Source organism: Klebsiella sp. MPUS7 (genome assembly GCF_009905335.1).
GTDB classification, from domain to species: domain Bacteria; phylum Pseudomonadota; class Gammaproteobacteria; order Enterobacterales; family Enterobacteriaceae; genus Klebsiella; species Klebsiella grimontii.
Genome location: NZ_CP047604.1, coordinates 5,410,228 through 5,433,657, shown reverse-complemented (window position 1 = coordinate 5,433,657; position 23,430 = coordinate 5,410,228). Strand labels below are relative to the sequence as shown.

The window sequence follows — 23,430 nt, the reverse complement described above, 5'->3', positions numbered from 1 at the left end:
ATCTCAGGAGATAGAATGATGATTACTCTGCGCAAACTTCCACTGGCGGTCGCCGTTGCGGCAGGCGTTATGTCTGCTCAGGCGCTGGCCGTTGATTTCCACGGCTATGCTCGTTCTGGTATCGGCTGGACCGGCAGCGGCGGTGAACAACAGTGCTTCCAGGCAACCGGCGCTCAAAGTAAATACCGTCTGGGTAACGAATGTGAAACCTATGCGGAACTGAAGCTGGGCCAGGAAGTATGGAAAGAAGGTGATAAGAGCTTCTACTTCGATACCAACGTCGCTTACTCTGTGTCACAGCAGAACGACTGGGAATCCACCAGTCCGGCATTCCGTGAAGCTAACGTGCAGGGTAAAAACCTGATCGAATGGTTGCCAGGCTCCACCATCTGGGCCGGTAAGCGCTTCTACCAGCGTCATGACGTTCATATGATCGACTTCTACTACTGGGATATTTCTGGTCCTGGTGCGGGTATTGAAAACATCGATCTGGGCTTCGGTAAACTCTCTCTGGCAGCAACGCGTTCTTCTGAATCCGGCGGCTCCGGCACCTTCGCCGATCGCGACAAGTTCGGTAATCGCGTCTATGACAATATCGTGCCGAATGATGTATTCGACGTGCGTTTAGCCGGTCTGGAAACTAACCCGGGCGGCACGCTGGAACTGGGCGTTGACTACGGCCACACAAACATCCCTGATGATTACTCACTGCAGCCGGGCGCTTCCAAAGACGGCTGGATGCTCACCGCTGAGCATACTCAGAGCATGCTGAAAGGCTTTAACAAATTTGTTCTGCAGTATGCGACTGACTCTATGACCTCCAGCGGTAAAGGTGTTCCGCAGGGCGGCAGCATTAATAACGATGGATCTATGTGGCGCGTGTTGGACCACGGTGCGATCTCTCTCGGCGATAGCTGGGATCTGATGTACGTCGGTATGTACCAGGATATCGACCGCGACAACAACAATGGTACCCAGTGGTGGACCGTCGGCGTTCGTCCAATGTACAAGTGGACGCCTATCATGAGCACCCTGATGGAAATCGGCTACGACAACGTCAAATCTCAACGCACCAGCGATCGTAACAGCCAGTATAAAGTAACTCTGGCACAACAGTGGCAGGCTGGGGACAGCATCTGGTCCCGTCCGGCAATCCGCGTATTCGCAACGTACGCCAAATGGGATGAGAAATGGGGCTATAACGATAGCGGCGTAGCGTATAACGACACCAGCGCTAAAACCTTTAGCCGTGGCGATAACGACGAGTGGACCTTCGGTGCCCAGATGGAAATCTGGTGGTAATCGAATCTAACCGTTCGTAACTAAAAGAGGGGCGTAAGCCCCTCTATCTTAGGCCCAGCGCGCTATTGCCTGGCTACCGCTCGGCCATCGGAATTGAGGTGATAACAATGAAAATGAAGAAAAGTCTCGTTGCCCTCTGCCTGTCCGTCGGCCTGATGGCCTGCGTACCCGCAGTCAGTTTTGCTGATGTTAATTTCGTGCCGCAGAACACCTCTGCCGCGCCGTCGATTCCGGCCTCTGCGTTGCAGCAGCTAACCTGGACTCCGGTCGATCAATCCAAAACGCAGACGACAAGGCTCGCCGTGGCCGGACAGACGCTCAATGTCCCCGGTATCAGTGGCCCGGTCGCCGCATACAGCGTTCCGGCGAATATTGGCGAGCTCAATATTACGTTAACCAGCGAAGTGGAAAAACAAACTGCGGTATATGCGCCGAACGTGCTGATTCTTGACCAAAATATGACGCCATCCGCGTTCTTCCCCAGCAGCTACTTTACTTATCTTGAACCGGGAGTGATGAGTTCAGATCGTCTGGAAGGCGTAATGCGCCTGACTCCGGCGCTGGGACAGCAGAAAATTTATGTGCTGGTTTTTACCACGCCGCAGGATTTGCAGCAGACCACTAAATTAATCGATCCGGCGAAGGCTTATGCCAAAGGTACCGGCAATGCGGTGCCGGATATTCCGGATCCCATCGCGAAACACGTTACAGACGGCACCATTAGCCTGAAGGTGAAAACCTCTACCGGCTCCAGCGTACTGGTTGGCCCGCTGTTTGGCTCCTCCGGCAACGGCCCGGTGACCGTCGGCAATACCGCAGCGCCGGTCGCCGCTCCGGCCCCGGCTCCAGCGGCGAAAAGCGAACCGATGCTCGACGATACCGAAACCTACTTCAACAACGGTATCAAGCAGGCGGTTGCGAAAGGCGATATCGACAAGGCCCTGAAATTGATGAACGAAGCTGAACGTCTTGGCTCGAAATCTGCTCGTTCCACCTTTATCAGCAGTGTAAAAGGCAAGGGGTGACCGTCTCCCCGCAATGCTGATGTTTAGGCACAGCCTTTAGGTGCGTCCGTTCGGGCGCACTTTTTTTTAGCGCGCGGCGGCCTCTGTTGCACGGCTGTTGCGCGGATGATCGTATATTGACGTTTGCTCGCCCCCCATCCTCCATTCTGCGATACAATACCTTTACGTTATGTACCGGAGATTCAGGCATGCCACATTCCGCGCTTACGCAACTGCGTGCGCTGCGTTATTTTGCCGAGATACCCCCGCTGGATGCGCATCTGCGCGACTGGCTATTGCTGGAAGACTCAATGACCAAACGCTTTGAGCAGCAGGGGAAGAAAGTCAGCGTCATCATGGTTAACGAAGGCTTTGTTGGATGCGAGGCGCTGGCCGGTGAGGAGTCCCTGTTACCGAGCGAACCCCGCTACTGGCTGCGGGAAATCATTCTTTGCGCCAACGGTGAACCCTGGCTGGCCGGTCGCACCATCGTGCCGGAATCAACGCTGAGCGGCCCTGAACTGGCGCTACAACAGCTGGGACAAACGCCATTGGGCCGCTATCTCTTCACGTCATCGACGCTAACCCGCGATTTTATTGAAATTGGTCGTCATGCAGAGCTGTGGGGGCGCCGTTCCCGCCTCCGGTTGAGCGGCAAACCGCTGCTGCTGACGGAACTGTTTTTGCCTGCATCGCCGTTGTATTGAGAGGAAAATGAAATGGAGTGGAGTCTGACGCAGAACAAGCTGCTGGCGTTTCATCGCCTGATGCGTACTGACAAACCGATCGGCGCGCTGCTGCTGCTGTGGCCGACGCTGTGGGCGCTATGGGTGGCGACGCCGGGGATACCGCCGCTATGGATCCTCGCCGTTTTCGTCGCCGGCGTCTGGCTGATGCGCGCCGCAGGCTGCGTGGTAAACGACTATGCCGATCGCAAGTTTGACGGTCACGTCAAACGTACGGCCCGCCGCCCGCTGCCGAGCGGCGATGTGAGCGAAAAAGAGGCGCGAACGCTGTTTGTCGTGCTGGTGCTGCTTTCATTCCTGCTGGTGTTGACCCTGAACACCATGACCATTCTGCTGTCGATAGCGGCGCTGGCCCTGGCGTGGGTGTATCCGTTTATGAAACGCTACACCCACCTGCCGCAGGTCGTACTGGGCGCGGCGTTCGGCTGGTCGATCCCGATGGCGTTTTCGGCGGTGAGCGAGTCGCTGCCGCTGAGCTGCTGGCTGATGTTCCTCGCCAATATCCTGTGGGCGGTGGCCTACGACACCCAGTATGCGATGGTCGATCGCGATGATGACGTCAAAATCGGTATCAAATCGACGGCGATCCTGTTTGGCGACAACGATCGCTTAATCATTGGTATCTTACAGGTGGCGGTACTGGGCCTGATGGCCGCGGTGGGCTGGCTGAGCGGGCTGGGCTGGGAGTATTACTGGTCGTTGTTTATCGCCGCGGCGCTGTTCGCCTGGCAGCAGAAGCTAATATTTAAACGCGAACGCGATGCCTGCTTTAAGGCGTTTATGAACAATAACTACGTTGGGCTGGTGCTGTTTCTTGGCCTGGCGATGGGATATATGCAGTAGCGCTGTGGGTTTCCCGGCTTGCGGCGTAAACGCCAAAGCCGGGCTACAAAACCGCATGGTCCGGTAGCCCGGTGCAGGCCGGGATATCTTGTTAAACGTTACGCTTCATCCTGGGTAACGCTTTCAATCGTTAACCGCACATCAGAAGTAATCAGATCCGCCAGCATGCGGTAGATCTTCAACGTCTCTTCCGGCTCGGCGTCGCCGGTATCGCTGATATAGCCTTCGTCGCGCAGGGTCAGCACCAGCGTGCTGAACACCGCTTTATCGAAGAACTCCGGCGCATTAATGCCGTGCAGAACGGACAGGCGCTGCGCCACGGTGCGGCTCTCTTTCTCCAGCGAACTGCGGTTGATTGACGGGTTGGCGCTCAGCAGCCAGAAGGTGATGGCGTAGCGCTGCAGCGTTTCGCGCGCGCCTGCGGCCAGCAGCTGCAGAGAACGGGCGTGAGACGGATTAACGCTCACCTCATCGTCGTTCAGGGCGATCAGACCCTGACGCTGCATCTCGGCGATCAGCGCATCGACGACGCCCGCCAGCTCCGCTTTTTCCCAACGCAGGAACAGCTCGGCCTTGAGGAACGGATAGAACATCTCGACGTGACGCAGAATTTCGGCGCGGGTAATACGACGATGCTGAGTGACGATGGCGGCTAACAGCGACGGCATCACCAGCATATGGGCGATGTTGTTGCGGTAATAGGTCATCAGGACGGCCTGCTCGCGCGGCAGAATGATGATATCGCCAATCGTATCTTTCTCGACTTCGAACTTGTTCATCTGCAGCGCGTGGTCGATAAGCTCGCTGGCTGAGGCCGCAGGCGTGGTCGCATCCGCTGAATATGGCACGTTGCGCAGCAGGGCGAGATAGCACTCTAGCTGCTCGGTGAGCTGCTCGCGGGTCAGCGAACGCTGACGCGATGCCAGCAGCGCGGTACAGCACAGGTTCATGGCGTTTGCCGCGCCGGCATTATTGATGCGTACCATCAGATCCGAGGCGATGTTATTCACCGTCGGCGTCAGCCAGGAAGGACGGACCGCTTCGATAGGGTCGATAGATTCGCGCCAGTCCGGCACGTGCTGGTTCAGATAGGCCATCAGCGGCAGCGGTTCGCCGAAGTTAACGTAGCCCTGGCCGAGATTGCGCAGCTTGCTCAAGCCGCGCAGCATCTGCGGCAGACTCTCTTTCTCTTTCGTCGCGCCGCGCAGCTCTTTGGCGTAGGTGCCGACCTCCATCACGTGCTCGTAGCCGATGTAAATCGGCACCAGGGTGATAGGGCGGTTACCGCCGCGCAGCATCGCCTGGATGGTCATCGACAGGGTGCCGGTTTTCGGATCCAGCAGACGACCGGTACGTGAACGACCGCCCTCAACGAAGTACTCCACCGAATAGCCGCGGCTAAACAGCTCGCCAAGATATTCGCGGAATACGGTTGAGTAGAGCTTATTGCCCTTGAACGTGCGGCGAATAAAGAACGCGCCGCCGCGACGGAAAATCGGCCCGGCGGGCCAGAAGTTCAGGTTGATGCCGGCAGCGATATGCGGCGGCACCAGGCCCTGATGATAAATGACGTAAGAGAGCAGCAGATAGTCCATATGGCTGCGGTGGCACGGGACGTAGACTATCTCGTGGCCTTCGTGCGCCAGCTGGCGGACACGCTCGGCGTTATGGACGTTGATACCCTGATACAGCCGGTTCCAGGTAAAGCCCAGCACGCGGTCGGTCAAGCGAATCATCTCATAGGAGAAGTTCGCGGCGATCTCTTCCATCAGGGCGATAGCGTTTTGCTGAGCCTTCTCATGGGAAATTTTCTTGCTGCGCGCTTCGTCTTCTACCGCGCGGGCAATGGCTTTTGACGCCAGCAGTTTATTAAACAGATCCTGGCGCGCAGGCAGGCGCGGGCCAACCGCCGCCAGGCGCTGGCGGGCGAAGTGCATGCGCGCCACGCGGGCCAGCTTCTGAGCGATAGTTTTATCGGTACCGTGCTCGTCCGCCATCTTGCGCAGCGAGACCGAAGGCGAGAAACGGACGAAGCTATCGCGGCCCAGCCACAGAACGGCGAAGAATTTTTGAATGCCGTTGAGCATACGCAGCGGCGGGTTAACCTCGCCTTTTTCACGCCCCGGCGCGCGACCGAACATCACCGAAACCGGCACCATCTGCACGTCAAGATCGGGATGATTGCGGTGTAAATCCAGATAGTCGTGAAAGAGCTTGATAGACTCTTCTTTCGGCGTGTAATAGGTGAACACGCGCGGCCCGCCGTGGATAAATACGTAGCGCGGAAGCAGGGCGCCGTCGATCTCGAGCGGCTCCAGCGGGTCCGGTAACTCATGTTCCAGACATTGCGCGCGCAGCGTCAGCAGGTCCGCCTTCGAATTGTAGGGCAGGACGTACATAATGGGACGCGAGGTATCCAGGCCTAATTCCTGCGCAGGTTGCGCCGGAATCGACTTGCTTTTTACCAGCGCCCTTAATGGTAAATTCAGTAATTTATAGTAAATTCGTTGCCAGCCAGACATAGACGATGTGAAGCCTCTGGTTAATCATGCAAATGCGCCGCAAGAATAACAGAAAGTGCGCAAAATTTCCGTTGTAACGCGGCAAACGCGTACACTCATTGACGTCATTTACATAAAAAGGTTTGTTTGATGGCCAATAATACCACTGGGTTAACCCGAATTATTAAAGCGGCCGGGTATTCCTGGAAAGGATTCCGTGCGGCGTGGGTCAATGAGGCCGCATTTCGTCAGGAAGGCATCGCGGCCATTATTGCCGTGGCGATCGCCTGCTGGTTGGACGTCGATGCCATCACGCGGGTGCTGCTCATTAGCTCGGTCCTGTTAGTGATGATAGTTGAAATTATCAATAGCGCGATTGAGGCGGTGGTTGACCGTATCGGTCCCGAGCATCATGAGCTTTCGGGGCGAGCGAAAGATATGGGATCGGCGGCGGTACTGCTGGCGATTATCATCGCGCTGATCGCGTGGGGAACGCTGCTGTGGGCGAACTACCGCTAAGTCTTGTCGTAGCTGCTCGCAAAACGGAAAGAAACTCCTGATTTTTGTGTGAAATGTGGTTCCAAAATCACCGTTAGCTGTATATACTCACAGCATAACTGTATATACACCCAGGGGGCGGAATGAAAGCGTTAACGACCAGGCAGCAAGAGGTGTTTGATCTCATTCGGGATCATATCAGCCAGACGGGCATGCCGCCGACGCGTGCGGAGATTGCTCAGCGCTTGGGGTTTCGCTCCCCAAACGCGGCGGAAGAGCATCTGAAAGCGCTGGCGCGTAAAGGCGCAATCGAGATCGTTTCCGGCGCCTCCCGCGGTATTCGTCTGCTGACGGAAGAAGAAACCGGTCTGCCGCTTATTGGCCGCGTCGCGGCAGGTGAGCCGCTGCTAGCGCAGCAGCACATTGAAGGCCACTACCAGGTGGACCCGGCCATGTTTAAGCCGAACGCCGATTTTCTGCTGCGCGTTAGCGGTATGTCGATGAAGGATATCGGTATTCTCGATGGCGACCTGCTGGCTGTCCATAAAACGCAGGATGTGCGCAATGGTCAGGTGGTTGTGGCGCGTATCGACGAAGAAGTGACCGTGAAGCGTCTGAAAAAACAGGGTAACGTCGTGGAATTGCTGCCGGAAAACAGCGAATTCTCGCCGATCGTGGTCGACCTTCGCGAACAAAGCTTTACTATTGAAGGCCTGGCCGTCGGCGTTATCCGCAACGGCAACTGGCAATAATCTCTTCATCTCGCAGCATCATCTGAAGCATGATGCTGCGTCGTTTTTCCTCATTTAGGCGCTTTCTCCATGCTTTTTAACGCCGCCGACAAAGCCCTGTGGCGCTTAGCGCTGCCCATGATCTTCTCCAATATCACCGTTCCGCTGCTGGGGCTGGTGGATACCGCCGTTATTGGTCATCTCGACAGCCCGATTTATCTGGGCGGCGTGGCGGTTGGCGCAACGGCGACTAGCTTCCTCTTTATGCTGCTCCTTTTTCTGCGTATGAGCACCACCGGGCTGACGGCGCAGGCGTTTGGCGCCAGGGATCCGCAGCGGCTGGCGCGCGCGCTGGTGCAGCCGCTGGGCCTGGCGCTGGCCGCCGGGCTGGCGATTGTGCTTTTCAGGATCCCGTTGATAAACCTGGCGCTGCATATTGTCGGCGGTAGCGAAGCGGTGCTTGAACAGGCCCGACGCTTCCTTGAGATTCGCTGGCTAAGCGCGCCGGCCTCGCTGGCGAATCTGGTTCTGCTGGGTTGGCTGCTGGGCGTACAGTACGCCAGAGCGCCGGTGATTCTGCTGGTGGTCGGCAACGTCCTCAACATTGTGCTCGATTTATGGCTGGTGATGGGCCTGCATATGAACGTGCAGGGGGCGGCGCTGGCGACGGTCATGGCAGAATACGCCACTTTCTTTATCGGACTGATTATGGCGCGGCGCGTACTGGCGCTGCGCGGCGTATCCCTGTCGATGCTGAAAAACGCCTGGCGCGGCGATATACGCCGTCTGCTGGCGCTGAATCGCGACATCATGCTGCGCTCGCTGCTGCTACAGCTCTGCTTCGGGGCGGTGACGGTATTTGGCGCCCGCCTCGGCGCCGATATCGTCGCGGTCAATGCGGTCCTCATGACGATGCTGACCTTTACCGCCTATGCGCTGGACGGCTTTGCCTATGCCGTTGAGGCGCACTCCGGGCAGGCCTACGGCGCGCGTGACGACAGCCAACTGCTTGCGGTCTGGCATGCGGCCTGCCGCCAGTCAGGGTTGGTGGCGCTGGCGTTTGCGCTGATTTACGGCCTTGCCGGTGAACAAATTATCGCGTTGCTGACCTCGCTGCCTTCGCTACAGCAGTTGGCCGATCGCTATCTGGTCTGGCAGATGATCCTGCCGGTCATCGGCGTCTGGTGTTACCTGCTGGACGGTATGTTTATCGGCGCGACGCGCGGCGCGGAGATGCGCAACAGCATGGCGGTCGCGGCGGCAGGGTTTGCCCTGACGCTGTTAACCGTACCGGCGCTCGGTAACCACGGGCTGTGGCTGGCGCTGGCGGTATTTCTCGCCCTGCGCGGCGCTTCTCTGGCGGTTATCTGGCGGCGGCACTGGCAGCGTGGAACCTGGTTTTCATAGTGCATTTAGTTCATCTGATGGTTAAAGATTCCGAATAATAAATCTTACTCAGAATACTCATCTATAGTTAAGTCATGTCCGGTACACAGCGGGCTGTTCATTCACCGAACGATAACCGAACGATGAGGAATGCATGATGAATAAAGACGAAATCGGCGGTAACTGGAAACAGTTCAAAGGTAAAGCGAAAGAAAAATGGGGCAAGCTGACCGACGATGACATGACCGTCATTGAAGGCAAACGCGACCAGCTGGTGGGCAGAATTCAGGAACGTTACGGTTACGCCAAAGACCAGGCAGAGAAAGAAGTGACCGACTGGGAAACCAAAAACGACTATCGCTGGTAGCGAAAACGCCGTGTTTTAACCCACTGTTATTGCCTGCACGATCGGTACATGGAGGTGCCGCTACCCTTGTTTCCCGCTGCGGCTAACGCCTCAGCGGGCTTTCTTTTTGATCTGGATGGTATGGTCGTGGTGGCAGTGGCCCGGCGTACTGCAGGCTTCCACTTCAACGCAGGCGGCGCACAGGCCATGAGCCTCAATGACGTTGTGGCGCAGAGCGAACCCCATTCTTGCCGCCAGCGTATGCATAATATCTTCGACGCCTTCCGCACACTCTTCCTTGACGCCGCCGCAGCGGTCGCAGATAAACATCGCCGAGCTGTGGGTTGGCTGATCGAAAAGGTGACACAGCACGTAGCTATTGGTGGATTCCACCTTATGTACGAACCCTTGCTCCAGTAAAAACTCCAGCGCCCGGTATACCGTCGGCGGTTTCGCCTGAGGTTCTTTTTCACGAAGGAGATCGAGCAGGTCATAGGCGCTGATTGCCCCTTGCTGCAGGCTCATCAAACGCAATACTTCGAGGCGCTGCGGGGTCAGGCGCACGCCACGCTGCGCGCACAGCTTTTCAGCATGCGCTAACATTTGTTGCGAAGTGGTCTTATCCATGAGCGTCCTCTGGTCGCGTGAATCTGAAACTGTTACTTTATCACGATACCGGTAAAACGCCGAGACCCGGCGGGATATAGCCGTCACACTTCGTGTGACATGTGCGTTGGTCGCCCCGGTCATACGCTTCTGGGGCGCGCTATCTTGCCGCCTTATGCTATACCTGAAGCATCTCATTTTCGGGAGAAAACGATGAAACGACCTGATTGCATACGACACTGGCGTGAACTGGAAGGTGCGGATGATTCCACCTATCCCGACAGTACTGAGCTTTTCTCCATCGGCGCGCCGCTGGCGCGCGGCCTGCGGCTGAATCGTCTGGGGATCCACCATGAACGTCTGCCGCCCGGGCGTCGTACCTCTTACCCGCATGCGGAAAGCGATGAAGAAGAGTTCATCTACGTGCTGGACGGCTATCCTGAGGTGTGGATTAACGGCTACCTCTGGAAGCTGGAGCCGGGGGATAGCGTCGGTTTTCCTGCCGGAACCGGCATTTGCCACACCTTCCTCAATAACACCGAGCAGGAGGTGCGCCTGTTAGTCGTTGGTGAGGCAAATAAGAAATTCAATCGCATCTACTACCCGCTGAACCCCGGCTATGCCGCCACGCGTCAGGATCGCTGGGTTGACCATCCGCCGCAGTTTTTTGGCCCTCACGACGGGAAGCCGCGGAAAATATAGCGTTTATGGCGGGATAAAAAAGGTGAGCGCTGACGCTATGCGTCAGTGGTTTATCTTTGTGCTATAGTAGCGCCCCTTTTTACCCGGATGCTTATTTATTCGCCATGATGTCAGAATCAACGCCTACTGCTTTCGCCGCTCACCGTTTTTCCATCGCGCCGATGCTCGACTGGACCGACAGACACTGCCGTTATTTTCTGCGTCAGCTGTCGCGCCATACGCTGCTGTATACCGAAATGGTGACCACCGGTGCGATTATTCACGGCAAGGGCGACTATCTGGCCTACAGCGAAGAAGAGCATCCGGTCGCCCTGCAGCTCGGCGGCAGCGATCCGGCTGCGCTGGCGCACTGCGCGAAGCTGGCGCAGGCGCGCGGCTATGATGAAATTAACCTGAACGTCGGCTGCCCGTCCGATCGCGTGCAGAACGGTATGTTTGGCGCCTGCCTGATGGGGAACGCGCAGCTGGTTGCCGACTGCATTAAAGCGATGCGCGACGTCGTGTCGATCCCGGTCACGGTGAAAACCCGTATTGGCATAGATGACCAGGACAGCTACGCGTTTCTGTGTGATTTTATCGAAACGGTATCCGGGAAAGGTGAATGCGAGATGTTTATCATCCACGCGCGCAAAGCCTGGCTTTCCGGTCTGAGCCCCAAGGAAAACCGCGAGATCCCGCCGCTGGATTATCCGCGCGTCTACCAGCTTAAACGTGATTTCCCGCATCTGACCATGGCGATTAACGGCGGCATTAAGTCGCTGGAAGAGGCAAAGCTGCATCTTGAGCATATGGACGGCGTGATGGTCGGTCGTGAGGCTTATCAGAATCCCGGCATTCTGGCCGCGGTGGATCGGGAAATTTTCGGCGTGGACGGCGTCGATGCCGATCCGGTCTCCGTGGTCCGGGCGATGTATCCCTACATCGAACGCGAGCTTAGCAACGGGACTTATTTGGGACATGTGACACGCCATATGCTGGGGCTGTTTCAGGGGATCCCCGGCGCGCGCCAGTGGCGTCGCTATCTGAGCGAAAATGCGCATAAAGCCGGGGCGGATATCAACGTGCTGGAACAGGCGCTGAAGCTGGTTGCCGATAAGCGTTAGTTTTTCGCTAAAACCTGGTCAAATTCACCACGCCCTGCACGTATCGTGTTGGGCGTTTTTGTTTTTATTCAATAAGTTATATTTGGCACGATTTTTGTAATATCCGGCAAGGTAGATAAAATTTCTTTAGGGGAAAGACGATGCTGGAACTCTTATTTGTAATTGGCTTTTTTGTCATGCTGTTGGTCACCGGCGTGTCGCTGCTGGGCATTATTGCCGCGATTGTGGTCGCGACCGCGCTGATGTTCGTCGGCGGTCTGTTTGCGTTAATGATTAAACTGCTGCCGTGGCTGCTGCTGGCCATTGTCGTGGTTTGGGTGATTCGGGCGATAAAATCGCCAGCCGCGAACCGCTATCGCGGTAATAACCGCTGGCGTTACTAAGGTATTGAGCGGTATGTCACAACCTGAAGATTTTTGCATAAAACAGCGTAGGCTTTGCTTATTAAATCTGTCACTATTAGCGCGTTAACGAATTCATCGCGCTGTACCCTACATACAGCCGAACAAAAAAAGTAAGGGCTTCCCATGTGGAAGCCCTAAACTTTTGTGCTCCGGCCATTACGGCAAGAGCAAGCTCGAACCCTGCGTCGCCCGGCTTTCCAGCACCTCATGCGCGCGTCTGGCGTCGGTTAACGCATATTTTTGACTCTCCGCGACATCCACTTTTATCACGCCGCTGGCGATCAGCGAGAACAGCTCGTTGCTGGCTTCCGTCAGCTCTTCACGCGTGGTGATATAGCCCTGCAGAGAAGGGCGGGTGACGTACAGCGAACCCTTTTGATTGAGGATCCCGAGGTTGACGCCGGTCACCGGGCCGGAAGAGTTGCCGAAGCTCACCATCAGCCCCCGACGCTGCAGGCAGTCAAGTGAGGCTTCCCAGGTATCTTTACCGACGGAATCATACACCACGCGGACTTTCTTACCGTCGGTGATCTCTTTCAGGCGCTCGACGATATTCTCTTCGCGATAGTTAATGATCTGCCAGGCGCCGGCCTGTTTAGCGCGTTCTGCTTTTTGCGCGCTGCCGACGGTACCGATCAGTTTAGCCCCCAGCGCTTTTGCCCACTGGCAGGCGATGAGCCCGACGCCGCCGGCCGCCGCATGAAACAGGAACGGCTCGCCCGCTTTGATTTCGTAGGTTTTACGCAGCAGGTAATAGACCGTGAGCCCTTTCAGGAATGAGGCCGCCGCCTGCTCGAAAGAGATTGCGTCCGGCAAAATAGAGGCCTTATCGGCGGGGACGTTGTGCACGGCGCTATAGGCCCCCAGCGCCGATTGCGCGTAGACCACCCGATCGCCGGCTTTAATATGCTTCACGCCGCTGCCAACTTTGCTCACCACGCCAGCGGCTTCGGTGCCCAGACCGCTTGGCAATGATGGCGGCGGGTAGAGGCCGCTGCGGATATAGGTATCAATGTAGTTGATGCCGATGGCCTTATTCTCTACCTGAATTTCGTGCTCTGCGGGATCTTTCGGCGTGAACTCTACCGCTTGCAGAACTTCAGGCCCTCCGTGCTGGTGAAATTCAATTCGTGTTGCCATGCTTCCCCCATAAATGTGGTAATCTTTCGACCCATTCACTATCTCGGTAACTCCATTCACTATGGCAGGAAATAAACCCTTCAACAAACCACAGACTGAACCCCGCGTGCGAGACTATCCGCTCGATGGGTTGAAGGTCCCGCCGCACTCGATTGAAGCGGAACAGTCGGTGTTGGGCGGTTTAATGCTGGATAACGAACGCTGGGACGACGTTGCCGAGCGCGTTGTTTCGGAAGATTTTTATACCCGTCCGCATCGCCATATTTTCACCGAAATGGCGCGTCTGCAGGAGTCTGGCAGCCCGATTGACCTGATTACGCTCGCGGAATCGCTGGAGCGCCAGGGTCAGCTGGACAGCGTCGGCGGCTTCGCCTATCTGGCCGAACTATCGAAAAATACGCCAAGCGCGGCGAATATCAGCGCCTATGCCGATATCGTTCGTGAACGCGCGGTCGTACGCGAAATGATCTCCGTGGCGAATGAAATCGCCGAAGCCGGTTTCGACCCCCAGGGCCGCACCAGCGAAGATCTGCTCGACCTCGCCGAATCCCGGGTGTTTAAAATTGCCGAAAGCCGCGCGAATAAAGACGAAGGGCCGAAGAATATCGCCGAGGTGCTGGACGCCACCGTGGCGCGTATTGAGCAGTTGTTCCAGCAGCCACATGACGGCGTCACCGGGGTCAATACCGGCTATGACGATCTCAATAAAAAGACCGCCGGTCTTCAGCCGTCAGACCTGATTATCGTCGCTGCGCGTCCGTCGATGGGTAAAACGACCTTTGCGATGAACCTCGTGGAAAACGCGGCGATGCTGCAGGATAAGCCGGTACTCATCTTCAGTCTCGAGATGCCCTCGGAGCAGATTATGATGCGTTCTCTGGCCTCGCTGTCGCGCGTTGACCAGACCCGCATTCGTACCGGCCAGCTGGATGACGAAGACTGGGCGCGTATTTCCGGCACCATGGGGATCCTCCTGGAAAAGCGCAATATTTATATCGATGACTCCTCCGGCCTGACGCCGACGGAAGTGCGCTCCCGCGCGCGGCGTATTGCCCGCGAGCACGGGGGGATCGGACTTATCATGATCGACTACTTGCAGCTGATGCGCGTGCCGTCGCTCTCCGATAACCGTACGCTGGAAATCGCCGAAATTTCGCGCTCGCTCAAGGCGCTGGCGAAGGAGCTGCAGGTGCCGGTGGTGGCGCTGTCGCAGCTTAACCGCTCGCTGGAACAGCGTGCGGATAAGCGTCCGGTGAACTCCGACCTGCGTGAATCCGGCTCCATTGAGCAGGACGCCGACTTAATCATGTTTATCTACCGTGACGAGGTTTATCACGAGAACAGTGATTTAAAAGGCATCGCCGAAATTATTATTGGTAAACAGCGTAACGGCCCTATCGGGACGGTGCGCCTGACGTTTAACGGTCAGTGGTCGCGTTTTGATAATTATGCTGGGCCACAATACGACGACGAATAAATCTCCGTCATCCTTCATGCCGCAGATGCGTTGACTACGCCTGTTCACCCCGGTCACTTAGTTTACTAAGCTCCCGGGGATTCTCAGGCTTGTCGCCTTCCTGCAACACGAAGGATTCAGGAGATTCTTTTATTAAGGAATTCAAATGCAAGCGGCAACTGTAGTCATTAACCGCCGCGCTCTGCGACACAACCTGCAACGTCTGCGTGAACTGGCGCCCGCCAGCAAACTGGTTGCGGTGGTGAAAGCGAACGCCTACGGACACGGTCTTCTTGAGACCGCGCGAACGCTCCCTGACGCCGATGCTTTTGGCGTCGCCCGTCTTGAAGAAGCCCTACGCCTGCGCGCGGGCGGTATCGCCCAGCCGATTCTCCTGCTGGAGGGGTTCTTTGAGGCCGCCGACCTGCCGGTGATTTCCACCCAGCGCCTGCACACGGCGGTACACAGCCCGGAACAGCTGGCGGCGCTGGAGGAGGCAGATTTACCCGAGCCGGTCACCGTATGGATGAAGCTGGATACCGGGATGCATCGATTAGGCGTTCTGCCCGAACAGGCCGAAGCGTTTTATCAGCGTCTCAGCCAGTGTAAAAACGTCCGCCAGCCGGTCAACGTGGTCAGCCATTTTGCCCGTGCGGATGAGCCCGAGTGCGACGCGACCGAACGTCAGCTGGATATCTTTACCACCTTCACGGAAGGGAAACCGGGGCTGCGCTCTATCGCCGCATCCGGCGGTATATTGCTGTGGCCGCAGTCGCATTTCGACTGGGCGCGTCCGGGGATCATTCTCTACGGCGTGTCGCCGCTCGACGGTGGCTCTACCGGCGCGGACTTTGGCTGCCAGCCGGTGATGTCTCTGACCTCGAGCCTGATCGCGGTGCGCGAGCATAAAGCCGGGGAGCCGGTGGGCTACGGCGGAACCTGGATCAGCGAGCGTGATACGCGTTTAGGGGTGGTGGCGATGGGCTACGGCGATGGTTATCCGCGCGCCGCGCCGTCCGGAACTCCGGTGCTGGTCAATGGCCGCGAAGTGCCGATTGTCGGACGCGTGGCGATGGATATGATTTGCGTCGATCTCGGGCCCGAAGCGCAGGATAAATCGGGCGACCCGGTCGTGCTGTGGGGCGAAGGCCTGCCCGTCGAGCGTATTGCCGCAATCACAAAAGTAAGTGCTTACGAACTTATTACCCGCCTGACTTCGCGGGTATCAATGAAGTACGTGGATTGATTTCAGCCAGCGCTCTTTCTCCCGGTGACGGCTGACGCCTTACCGGGGCTACGGGTTCGCTACCGGCTGCGGGCCGGTAGCCAGGATAAGGCGTTTTAAGCCGCCATCCGGGATGGGCGATCAAACCCAGCCATACGCCAACATCCTCTCGACCTTCTTTCACATCCGGTTTATTGTGTTATGACGAGCCCATGTAAACCTGGAGAAACATCACGTGTTTCAGAAAGTTGACGCCTACGCTGGCGACCCCATTCTCTCCCTGATGGAGCGTTTCAAAGACGATCCGCGTAGTGACAAAGTAAATCTCAGCATCGGTCTTTATTACAACGAGGACGGGATTATTCCGCAGCTGCAGTCGGTTGCCGCAGCGGAGGCGCGCCTCAATGCCCAGCCGCACGGCGCCTCGGTCTATTTACCGATGGAAGGGCTGAACACCTATCGTCACGCTATCGCGCCGCTGCTGTTCGGCGCCGATCATCAGGTGCTGGCGCAAAATCGCGTGGCCTCCATTCAAACGCTGGGCGGTTCCGGCGCCCTGAAGGTGGGCGCTGATTTCCTGAAACGCTACTTCCCGGGCTCGCGCGTATGGGTGAGCGACCCGACGTGGGAAAACCACATCGCTATATTTGAAGGGGCAGGATTCGAAGTAAGTACTTACCCTTGGTTTGATGAGGAGACCAATGGCGTGCGTTTCGCGGCGTTCCTGGAAAAACTCAATTCGCTAGCGGAGCGCGATATCGTGCTGCTGCATCCGTGCTGCCATAACCCAACGGGAGCCGATCTCAGCAACGCCCAGTGGGATCAGGTGGTTGAGGTACTGAAAGCGCGTAATTTGATTCCTTTCCTCGATATCGCCTATCAGGGCTTTGGCGCCGGAATGGAAGAGGATGCTTACGCTATTCGCGCCATTGCGAACGCCGGCATGCCAATGCTGGTCAGCAACTCGTTCTCAAAAATCTTCTCCCTGTACGGCGAGCGCGTTGGCGGGCTGTCGATCGTCTGTGAAGACGCTGAAACCGCGATTCGCGTGCTGGGGCAATTAAAAGCGACCGTACGTCGCAACTACTCCAGCCCACCGAACTTTGGCGCGCAGGTGGTTGCTGCGGTGCTGAGCGACAGCGAGCTGAAAGCCTCATGGCTGGCGGAAGTGGAAGGGATGCGTACCCGTATTCTGGCCATGCGTCAGGAGCTGGTTAATGTGCTTAAAGAGACGGTGCCGGGCGGTAATTTTGACTATCTGCTGAAGCAGCGCGGAATGTTTAGCTATACCGGGTTCAGCCCGGCCCAGGTCGACCGCCTGCGCGATGAGTTTGGCGTCTACCTGATTGCCAGCGGCCGCATGTGCGTCGCGGGGCTGAATTCACGCAACGTACAGCGCGTGGCGCAGGCCTTTGCCGCGGTAATATAAATCCTTACTGACCGCTTTTACCCTCGCCAATATTTTGGTGAGGGTAATTCCCTCCCTGAAGTGTGATCATTCTCTTTTTATATGACATCTGAGCAGAAAAACCTTCCTATCCGCCTCAGCGGGGGGTAAGGTCTTGGTGCATTAATAAGCGTACACATTATTGAAAACTATAACGATTCGATTATTTAGGGAAAAATATGCGCAAGATCACCCTGGCCTTTGGGGCCATCTGCTTACTGTTCACGCTAAATAGCTCTGTCGTTGCTCGCGCCTCCACACCGCAGCCGCTGTGGACGGGCACCAATATGGCGAAACTCGCCGAACAGGCGCCAATACATTGGGTTTCCGTGGCTCAGATTGAAAATAGCCTGCTGGGACGCCAACCGATGGCGGTCGGCTTTGATATTGATGATACCGTCCTGTTCTCCAGTCCGGGCTTCTGGCGCGGGCAGAAAACCTATTCACCCGGCAGCGATGACTACCTGAAAAATCCGCAGTTCTGGGAAAAAATGAACAACGGCTGGGATGAATTCAGCATGCCGAAAGAGGTGGCGCGCCAGCTGATTGCGATGCATGTGAAGCGCGGCGATAGCATCTATTTTGTCACCGGACGCAGCCAGACCAAAACCGAAACGGTATCAAAAACCCTGCAAGACGATTTTCTCATCCCGGCAGCGAACATGAATCCGGTTATTTTTGCCGGCGATAAGCCTGGTCAGAACACCAAAACGCAGTGGCTGCAGGAGAAGGGCATTAAAGTCTTCTACGGCGATTCGGATAACGATATTTCTGCCGCCCGTGAGGTTGGCGCACGCGGGATCCGCGTCCTGCGGGCATCCAACTCTTCCTATAAGCCGCTGCCGATGGCGGGCGCTCAGGGAGAAGAGGTGATTGTGAATTCAGAATATTAAGCTGACGACGGCTTAATTATGAATTGCTAAAACGGCAGCCAGCGAGCTGCCGTTTTTTTGTGCAAAATAGCGTGCCAAAGGTTTTACCTTTTCGCTTATTGCTGCACACTTAGGAAGGTTCATTAGTAGAAGGAGTCGCCTATGTGGCATCAGCAAACCCTGACGTTAGGCCCAAAATCACGGGGCTTCCATCTGGTCACTGATGAAATTCTCGGTCAAATCCGTGAACTGTCGCGGGTGAAAACGGGCCTGCTGCATTTGCTGCTCCAGCATACATCTGCTTCCCTGACGCTTAATGAAAACTGCGATCCGACCGTCCGTTACGATATGGAGCAGCATTTTCTTACTGCCGTACCGGATAACGCGCCGTATGAACACGATTATGAAGGCCCTGATGATATGCCTTCGCACATTAAGTCGTCGATGTTGGGCGTATCGCTGATGCTGCCCGTTCGGGATGGGCGCGTCAGGCTGGGGACCTGGCAGGGTATCTGGCTCGGGGAGCATCGTATTCATGGCGGATCGCGCCATATCATCGCGACGCTGATGGGGGAATAAAAATGACAATTTCGGATTTATTGCAGTACTGCATGGCTAAGCCGGGCGCGGAACAAAGCGTACATAGCGACTGGAAAGCGACGCAAATCAAAGCGGCTGACGTACTGTTTGCGATGATAAAAGAGGTGGAGGACAACCGGCCCGCGGTCTCGTTAAAAACCAGCCCCGAGCTCGCAGAGTTGCTGAGGCAGCAGCATCGCGATGTGCGCCCCAGCAAACATCTCAATAAAGCCCACTGGAGCACGGTGTTTCTTGATGGCTCCTTGCCTGATTCACAAATTTACTATCTGGTGGATGCGTCATATCAGCAGGCGCTTGATTCTCTTACTGAGAACAAGCGTAAGCTGTTGTCATAAAGCGATATTCAACCCAGCAGCGCCATATCGATCAGACGAAGCAGCGTCGACTGAAGATGCGTCTGCATGGCGATATGCGCGTTGTTGGCGCGAATGCGGGCAATATCGCGCTGCCCTTGCAGAAGCAGAGCCAGGTCGTCATGGGTTAACCAGCCGCGCGTTTTCTCCTGCACGCGTAGATTATTCTGTCATAGCGCATCGCTATCGCTTAACGCCAGGCTAACTTGCTGACGAATCTGGCGATCTTCTTGCCTGAGTCATTGTCGGTCGACCGGCGCGGCCGCTGCATCGCTGATGAACTGCAGATAAGTTCTTCCAGCACCAGCACCAGCAGCTGCTGATATGCCGTGCTGCTGTAGCTATCAACCCAACTGCAGGCGGTCATCAAAAACAGCGCCGCGGCGAGGGGCAGGCGATAAACTCCAGGCTGTAAATACATGATGCATCCTGCAATTTATGGCTGTGGTGCTATCTGATAACAGATGCCGTCCGGCCGCAAATCACAAAATATCAGCGGGAAAAAATGAGAGGAAATGATGCCTCTTCCCGGGACGGGAAGAGGCAGATGAGATTACTTCAGCATGGGCTTGAGGAAGCGAGCCGTATAGGAGGCCTCGCACTCGGCGACCGTTTCCGGGGTACCGGAAACGAGGATCTCCCCGCCGCCGCTTCCGCCCTCCGGCCCAAGGTCAACGATCCAGTCAGCCGTCTTGATGACGTCCAGGTTGTGTTCAATCACCACGATGGTATTGCCCTGGTCGCGCAGCTGGTGCAGAACTTCCAGCAGCTGCTGAATATCGGCAAAGTGCAGACCGGTGGTCGGTTCATCAAGGATATACAGCGTTTGCCCGGTACCGCGTTTGGACAGCTCGCGCGCCAGCTTGACGCGCTGTGCTTCGCCGCCGGAGAGGGTAGTCGCTGACTGGCCCAGACGAATATAGGTCAGGCCGACGTCCATCAGCGTTTGCAGCTTACGCGCCAGCGCCGGTACCGCATCGAAGAACTCACGCGCTTCTTCGATGGTCATATCCAGCACTTCATGAATCGTTTTGCCTTTGTACTTAATCTCCAGCGTTTCGCGGTTATAGCGCTTGCCTTTGCACTGGTCGCACGGCACGTAGATATCCGGCAGGAAGTGCATCTCGACTTTGATCACGCCGTCACCCTGGCAGGCTTCACAGCGACCGCCGCGCACGTTAAAGCTGAAGCGGCCCGGCGTGTAGCCGCGCGAACGCGATTCAGGTACGCCGGCAAACAGTTCACGGACCGGCGTAAAGACGCCGGTGTAGGTTGCCGGGTTAGAACGCGGCGTACGACCGATGGGGCTCTGGTCGATATCAATGACTTTGTCGAAATGTTCCAGCCCCTGCACGTCGCGGTACGGCGCCGGTTCGGCGATAGTGGCGCCGTTGAGCTGACGCTGGGCAATCGGGAACAGCGTGTCGTTGATCAGCGTGGATTTACCCGACCCGGAAACGCCGGTAATGCAGGTGAAGAGGCCTACCGGCAGCGTCAGGGTCACGTCTTTCAGGTTATTGCCGCGCGCGCCGGACAGCTTCAGCACTTTCTCCGGATTGGCGGGCACGCGCTGTTTCGGCACTTCGATTTTACGCTTGCCGCTCATGAACTGGCCGGTCAGCGATTCCGGCACCGCCATAATATCTTCCAGCTTACCTTCGGCCACGACCTGACCGCCGTGTACCCCGGCGCCCGGGCCGATATCGATAACGTGGTCGGCGGCGCGAATAGCGTCTTCATCGTGCTCAACGACGATCACGGTGTTGCCGAGATTTCGCAGATGGATCAGGGTGCCAAGCAGGCGTTCGTTATCGCGCTGGTGCAGGCCGATAGAGGGCTCATCCAGTACGTACATCACGCCGACCAGGCCCGCGCCGATCTGGCTGGCGAGGCGGATACGCTGCGCTTCGCCGCCGGAGAGGGTTTCCGCCGAACGGGAGAGCGTCAGGTAGTTCAGACCGACGTTGACGAGGAACTTCAGGCGATCGCCAATCTCTTTCAGAACTTTTTCAGCAATTTGCGCACGCTGGCCGGAGAGCTTCAGGTTGTTGAAGAAGTCCATCGCGTGGCCGATGCTCATGTCCGAGATGGTCGGCAGCGGGGTATTTTCCACGAACACGTGCCGCGCTTCGCGCTTCAGGCGGGTCCCTTCACAGCTGGTGCAGGGACGGTTGCTGATGAATTTCGCTAACTCTTCACGTACCGCGCTGGATTCCGTCTCTTTATAACGGCGTTCCATGTTATGCAGCACGCCTTCGAACGGATGGCGGCGCACGGAGGTATCGCCGCGATCGTTCATATATTTGAATTCAATATTCTCTTTGCCTGAGCCGTACAGGACCACTTTTTGTACGCTGCTATTCAGCGTGCCCCAGGGGGCTTCAACATCGAATTCATAATGTTCCGCCAGCGACTTCAGCATCTGGAAGTAGTAAAAATTGCGCCGATCCCAGCCGCGAATCGCCCCGCCCGCCAGCGACAGCTCAGGGTTCTGAATCACGCGTTCCGGGTCAAAATACTGCTGCACGCCGAGGCCGTCGCAGGTCGGGCAAGCGCCCGCCGGGTTGTTGAAGGAGAACAGGCGCGGTTCCAGTTCGCGCATGCTGTAGCCGCAAATCGGGCAGGCGAAGTTGGCGGAAAACAGCAGCTCTTCAGCTTTCGGATCGTCCATATTGGCGACGATGGCGGTGCCGCCCGACAGCTCCAGCGCGGTTTCAAAAGACTCGGCCAGGCGCGTGCTGAGATCGTCGCGCACCTTAAAGCGGTCAATCACCACTTCAATAGTGTGTTTCTTCTGCAGCTCCAGCTTTGGCGGATCGGAGAGATCGCAGACCTCGCCGTCGATCCTCGCGCGGATGTAGCCCTGCCCGGCAAGGTTTTCCAGGGTTTTGTTATGTTCGCCTTTGCGCTCTTTAATGATTGGCGCCAGCAGCATCAGGCGCTGGCCTTCAGGCTGGGAGAGCACGTTATCGACCATCTGGCTCACGGTCTGCGCCGCCAGCGGGACGTCGTGATCCGGGCAACGCGGCTCGCCGACGCGAGCGTACAGCAGGCGCAGGTAGTCGTGAATTTCGGTAATGGTGCCTACCGTTGAACGGGGGTTGTGGGACGTTGATTTCTGTTCAATGGAAATCGCCGGCGACAGCCCTTCAATATGGTCGACATCGGGTTTCTCCATCAGCGACAGGAACTGCCGCGCGTAGGCGGAGAGCGACTCAACGTAGCGACGCTGCCCTTCGGCATACAACGTGTCGAAAGCCAATGAGGATTTGCCTGAACCCGAAAGCCCGGTGACGACAATGAGTTTGTCGCGCGGGATGACGAGGTTGATATTTTTGAGATTGTGGGTGCGGGCGCCCCGAACTTCGATCTTATCCATTCACCTTTCCCGGTAGATACGCGGATTGCCTGGTTTGTTAGAAGGACAAACGGCAGAAACGGCTAATTATGACACAATTTAACCTGTTTGAATATACAGTATTGGAATGCATTTTCCGGCGGGATGTGTAAAAATGTCGCACCGCGAGAGTTATCTGGAACCTACTTCCCAGCTATCAACATAGCACCTGGAAATGGTACACTCGCGCGTTTACACTATTAAGAAACGCATTCAGGAGACACAAACATGGCCAGCAGAGGCGTAAACAAGGTGATTCTCGTCGGTAATCTGGGCCAGGACCCGGAAGTACGCTACATGCCGAGTGGTGGCGCAGTTGCCAACATTACGCTGGCTACTTCCGAATCCTGGCGTGATAAAGCGACCGGTGAGATGAAAGAGCAGACCGAATGGCACCGCGTTGTGCTGTTCGGCAAACTGGCGGAAGTGGCCGGCGAGTATCTGCGTAAAGGTTCTCAGGTCTACATTGAAGGCCAGCTGCGTACGCGTAAATGGACTGACCAATCCGGTCAGGAAAAATACACCACCGAAGTTGTGGTTAACGTTGGCGGCACGATGCAAATGCTCGGCGGTCGTCAGCAGGGCGCAGGCGCCCCGGCAGGCGGCGGTCAGCAGCAGGGCGGTTGGGGTCAGCCTCAGCAGCCGCAGGGCGGAAACCAGTTCAGCGGCGGCGCGCAGTCTCGTCCGCAGCAGCAGGCTCCGGCAGCCCCTTCCAATGAGCCGCCGATGGACTTTGACGACGATATCCCGTTCTAATCGCGATTAACC

24 protein-coding genes are annotated in these 23,430 nt (G+C 56.7%); 18 read left to right on the top strand and 6 right to left on the bottom strand.

Annotated features, from left to right (window positions below; genetic code table 11):
- The first annotated feature begins 15 nt into the window (after positions 1 to 15).
- From GUC22_RS25420 to ubiA, 4 genes are all read left to right on the top strand, one after another.
- Positions 16 to 1,302, top strand: coding sequence for a maltoporin (locus tag GUC22_RS25420; protein ID WP_004137578.1), 1,287 nt, complete (start codon positions 16 to 18; stop codon positions 1,300 to 1,302).
- A gap of 107 nt (positions 1,303 to 1,409) precedes the next feature.
- Positions 1,410 to 2,327 carry a maltose operon protein MalM gene (gene malM, locus GUC22_RS25415; protein WP_160183850.1) on the top strand — a complete coding sequence of 306 codons (918 nt, stop codon included), beginning with the start codon at positions 1,410 to 1,412 and terminating at the stop codon, positions 2,325 to 2,327.
- 188 nt (positions 2,328 to 2,515) lie between these two features.
- Positions 2,516 to 3,013: a chorismate lyase gene (ubiC, locus tag GUC22_RS25410; RefSeq protein ID WP_004137576.1), complete on the top strand. Its 498-nt coding sequence runs from the start codon at positions 2,516 to 2,518 to the stop codon at positions 3,011 to 3,013.
- Positions 3,014 to 3,025: 12 nt separating this feature from the next.
- The gene (ubiA, locus tag GUC22_RS25405; protein ID WP_024360182.1) at positions 3,026 to 3,895 is read left to right on the top strand and encodes a 4-hydroxybenzoate octaprenyltransferase; all 870 of its coding nucleotides are present in this window, start codon (positions 3,026 to 3,028) and stop codon (positions 3,893 to 3,895) included.
- Positions 3,896 to 3,993: 98 nt separating this feature from the next.
- On the opposite strand, the gene plsB is transcribed toward ubiA, so the two are convergent.
- On the bottom strand, positions 3,994 to 6,417 hold the full coding sequence (plsB, locus tag GUC22_RS25400; protein ID WP_004137573.1) for a glycerol-3-phosphate 1-O-acyltransferase PlsB: 2,424 nt from the start codon (positions 6,415 to 6,417) through the stop codon (positions 3,994 to 3,996).
- Between the two features lie 129 nt (positions 6,418 to 6,546).
- On the opposite strand from plsB, the gene GUC22_RS25395 reads away from it, so the two are divergent.
- The 4 genes from GUC22_RS25395 to GUC22_RS25380 all read left to right on the top strand — a co-directional run bounded on the left by GUC22_RS25395 (position 6,547) and on the right by GUC22_RS25380 (position 9,378).
- Positions 6,547 to 6,915, top strand: coding sequence for a diacylglycerol kinase (locus tag GUC22_RS25395; RefSeq protein ID WP_004137572.1), 369 nt, complete (start codon positions 6,547 to 6,549; stop codon positions 6,913 to 6,915).
- Positions 6,916 to 7,037: 122 nt separating this feature from the next.
- Positions 7,038 to 7,646 (top strand): transcriptional repressor LexA, encoded by a 609-nt coding sequence (lexA, locus tag GUC22_RS25390; RefSeq protein ID WP_004097774.1) that lies wholly within the window; start codon positions 7,038 to 7,040, stop codon positions 7,644 to 7,646.
- Positions 7,647 to 7,715: 69 nt separating this feature from the next.
- The gene (dinF, locus tag GUC22_RS25385) at positions 7,716 to 9,032 is read left to right on the top strand and encodes an MATE family efflux transporter DinF (RefSeq protein ID WP_098067018.1); all 1,317 of its coding nucleotides are present in this window, start codon (positions 7,716 to 7,718) and stop codon (positions 9,030 to 9,032) included.
- A 136-nt stretch (positions 9,033 to 9,168) separates the two neighbouring features.
- Positions 9,169 to 9,378 carry a CsbD family protein gene (locus GUC22_RS25380; protein ID WP_004137568.1) on the top strand — a complete coding sequence of 70 codons (210 nt, stop codon included), beginning with the start codon at positions 9,169 to 9,171 and terminating at the stop codon, positions 9,376 to 9,378.
- A 90-nt stretch (positions 9,379 to 9,468) separates the two neighbouring features.
- Here GUC22_RS25380 and zur read toward each other — a convergent pair whose 3' ends face one another.
- A complete protein-coding gene (gene zur, locus GUC22_RS25375) occupies positions 9,469 to 9,984 on the bottom strand; it encodes a zinc uptake transcriptional repressor Zur (protein ID WP_004137565.1) in 516 nt (171 codons plus the stop codon).
- Positions 9,985 to 10,176: 192 nt separating this feature from the next.
- On the opposite strand from zur, the gene GUC22_RS25370 reads away from it, so the two are divergent.
- From GUC22_RS25370 to pspG, 3 genes are all read left to right on the top strand, one after another.
- Complete coding sequence (locus GUC22_RS25370) at positions 10,177 to 10,665, top strand: cupin domain-containing protein (RefSeq protein ID WP_004127806.1); 489 nt, start codon at positions 10,177 to 10,179, stop codon at positions 10,663 to 10,665.
- A 104-nt stretch (positions 10,666 to 10,769) separates the two neighbouring features.
- Entirely contained in the window at positions 10,770 to 11,768 is a 999-nt protein-coding gene (dusA, locus tag GUC22_RS25365) for a tRNA dihydrouridine(20/20a) synthase DusA (RefSeq protein ID WP_024360184.1), read from the top strand.
- A 140-nt stretch (positions 11,769 to 11,908) separates the two neighbouring features.
- Positions 11,909 to 12,151 carry an envelope stress response protein PspG gene (pspG, locus tag GUC22_RS25360; protein WP_004137559.1) on the top strand — a complete coding sequence of 81 codons (243 nt, stop codon included), beginning with the start codon at positions 11,909 to 11,911 and terminating at the stop codon, positions 12,149 to 12,151.
- 177 nt (positions 12,152 to 12,328) lie between these two features.
- On the opposite strand, the gene GUC22_RS25355 is transcribed toward pspG, so the two are convergent.
- Positions 12,329 to 13,312 (bottom strand): quinone oxidoreductase, encoded by a 984-nt coding sequence (locus GUC22_RS25355; RefSeq protein WP_102649977.1) that lies wholly within the window; start codon positions 13,310 to 13,312, stop codon positions 12,329 to 12,331.
- 61 nt (positions 13,313 to 13,373) lie between these two features.
- Between GUC22_RS25355 and dnaB the strand changes: the two genes are divergently transcribed.
- The 6 genes from dnaB (at position 13,374) to GUC22_RS25325 (ending at position 19,247) form a co-directional block, all read left to right on the top strand.
- Positions 13,374 to 14,789, top strand: a complete 1,416-nt coding sequence (gene dnaB, locus GUC22_RS25350; protein ID WP_024360186.1) for a replicative DNA helicase — start codon at positions 13,374 to 13,376, stop codon at positions 14,787 to 14,789.
- 145 nt (positions 14,790 to 14,934) lie between these two features.
- Positions 14,935 to 16,014, top strand: coding sequence for an alanine racemase (gene alr / locus GUC22_RS25345; protein WP_049131411.1), 1,080 nt, complete (start codon positions 14,935 to 14,937; stop codon positions 16,012 to 16,014).
- Between the two features lie 214 nt (positions 16,015 to 16,228).
- Positions 16,229 to 17,422, top strand: coding sequence for an aromatic amino acid transaminase (tyrB, locus tag GUC22_RS25340; RefSeq protein WP_049131410.1), 1,194 nt, complete (start codon positions 16,229 to 16,231; stop codon positions 17,420 to 17,422).
- A 197-nt stretch (positions 17,423 to 17,619) separates the two neighbouring features.
- Positions 17,620 to 18,333, top strand: a complete 714-nt coding sequence (aphA, locus tag GUC22_RS25335; RefSeq protein ID WP_004137547.1) for an acid phosphatase AphA — start codon at positions 17,620 to 17,622, stop codon at positions 18,331 to 18,333.
- 141 nt (positions 18,334 to 18,474) lie between these two features.
- A complete protein-coding gene (locus GUC22_RS25330) occupies positions 18,475 to 18,891 on the top strand; it encodes a secondary thiamine-phosphate synthase enzyme YjbQ (RefSeq protein ID WP_024360189.1) in 417 nt (138 codons plus the stop codon).
- A 2-nt stretch (positions 18,892 to 18,893) separates the two neighbouring features.
- Positions 18,894 to 19,247, top strand: coding sequence for an MmcQ/YjbR family DNA-binding protein (locus GUC22_RS25325; protein WP_004127822.1), 354 nt, complete (start codon positions 18,894 to 18,896; stop codon positions 19,245 to 19,247).
- 8 nt (positions 19,248 to 19,255) lie between these two features.
- On the opposite strand, the gene GUC22_RS27350 is transcribed toward GUC22_RS25325, so the two are convergent.
- The 3 genes from GUC22_RS27350 to uvrA form a co-directional block, all read right to left on the bottom strand.
- Positions 19,256 to 19,420 (bottom strand): hypothetical protein, encoded by a 165-nt coding sequence (locus GUC22_RS27350; RefSeq protein ID WP_004137542.1) that lies wholly within the window; start codon positions 19,418 to 19,420, stop codon positions 19,256 to 19,258.
- A 35-nt stretch (positions 19,421 to 19,455) separates the two neighbouring features.
- A complete protein-coding gene (locus GUC22_RS25320) occupies positions 19,456 to 19,686 on the bottom strand; it encodes a hypothetical protein (protein WP_065365704.1) in 231 nt (76 codons plus the stop codon).
- 132 nt (positions 19,687 to 19,818) lie between these two features.
- Positions 19,819 to 22,644 carry an excinuclease ABC subunit UvrA gene (gene uvrA / locus GUC22_RS25315; protein ID WP_004097797.1) on the bottom strand — a complete coding sequence of 942 codons (2,826 nt, stop codon included), beginning with the start codon at positions 22,642 to 22,644 and terminating at the stop codon, positions 19,819 to 19,821.
- Between the two features lie 246 nt (positions 22,645 to 22,890).
- Between uvrA and ssb1 the strand changes: the two genes are divergently transcribed.
- Positions 22,891 to 23,418: a single-stranded DNA-binding protein SSB1 gene (gene ssb1 / locus GUC22_RS25310; RefSeq protein ID WP_004097799.1), complete on the top strand. Its 528-nt coding sequence runs from the start codon at positions 22,891 to 22,893 to the stop codon at positions 23,416 to 23,418.
- The last annotated feature ends 12 nt before the right edge of the window (positions 23,419 to 23,430 follow it).

Coding starts and splice junctions, on each gene's coding strand:
- GUC22_RS25420 (WP_004137578.1), top strand. CDS start 16: ATGATGATTACTCTGCGCAAACTTCCACTGGCGGTCGCCGTTGCGGCA.
- malM (WP_160183850.1), top strand. CDS start 1,410: ATGAAAATGAAGAAAAGTCTCGTTGCCCTCTGCCTGTCCGTCGGCCTG.
- ubiC (WP_004137576.1), top strand. CDS start 2,516: ATGCCACATTCCGCGCTTACGCAACTGCGTGCGCTGCGTTATTTTGCC.
- ubiA (WP_024360182.1), top strand. CDS start 3,026: ATGGAGTGGAGTCTGACGCAGAACAAGCTGCTGGCGTTTCATCGCCTG.
- plsB (WP_004137573.1), bottom strand. CDS start 6,417: ATGTCTGGCTGGCAACGAATTTACTATAAATTACTGAATTTACCATTA.
- GUC22_RS25395 (WP_004137572.1), top strand. CDS start 6,547: ATGGCCAATAATACCACTGGGTTAACCCGAATTATTAAAGCGGCCGGG.
- lexA (WP_004097774.1), top strand. CDS start 7,038: ATGAAAGCGTTAACGACCAGGCAGCAAGAGGTGTTTGATCTCATTCGG.
- dinF (WP_098067018.1), top strand. CDS start 7,716: ATGCTTTTTAACGCCGCCGACAAAGCCCTGTGGCGCTTAGCGCTGCCC.
- GUC22_RS25380 (WP_004137568.1), top strand. CDS start 9,169: ATGAATAAAGACGAAATCGGCGGTAACTGGAAACAGTTCAAAGGTAAA.
- zur (WP_004137565.1), bottom strand. CDS start 9,984: ATGGATAAGACCACTTCGCAACAAATGTTAGCGCATGCTGAAAAGCTG.
- GUC22_RS25370 (WP_004127806.1), top strand. CDS start 10,177: ATGAAACGACCTGATTGCATACGACACTGGCGTGAACTGGAAGGTGCG.
- dusA (WP_024360184.1), top strand. CDS start 10,770: ATGATGTCAGAATCAACGCCTACTGCTTTCGCCGCTCACCGTTTTTCC.
- pspG (WP_004137559.1), top strand. CDS start 11,909: ATGCTGGAACTCTTATTTGTAATTGGCTTTTTTGTCATGCTGTTGGTC.
- GUC22_RS25355 (WP_102649977.1), bottom strand. CDS start 13,312: ATGGCAACACGAATTGAATTTCACCAGCACGGAGGGCCTGAAGTTCTG.
- dnaB (WP_024360186.1), top strand. CDS start 13,374: ATGGCAGGAAATAAACCCTTCAACAAACCACAGACTGAACCCCGCGTG.
- alr (WP_049131411.1), top strand. CDS start 14,935: ATGCAAGCGGCAACTGTAGTCATTAACCGCCGCGCTCTGCGACACAAC.
- aphA (WP_004137547.1), top strand. CDS start 17,620: ATGCGCAAGATCACCCTGGCCTTTGGGGCCATCTGCTTACTGTTCACG.
- GUC22_RS25330 (WP_024360189.1), top strand. CDS start 18,475: ATGTGGCATCAGCAAACCCTGACGTTAGGCCCAAAATCACGGGGCTTC.
- GUC22_RS25325 (WP_004127822.1), top strand. CDS start 18,894: ATGACAATTTCGGATTTATTGCAGTACTGCATGGCTAAGCCGGGCGCG.
- GUC22_RS25320 (WP_065365704.1), bottom strand. CDS start 19,686: ATGTATTTACAGCCTGGAGTTTATCGCCTGCCCCTCGCCGCGGCGCTG.
- uvrA (WP_004097797.1), bottom strand. CDS start 22,644: ATGGATAAGATCGAAGTTCGGGGCGCCCGCACCCACAATCTCAAAAAT.
- ssb1 (WP_004097799.1), top strand. CDS start 22,891: ATGGCCAGCAGAGGCGTAAACAAGGTGATTCTCGTCGGTAATCTGGGC.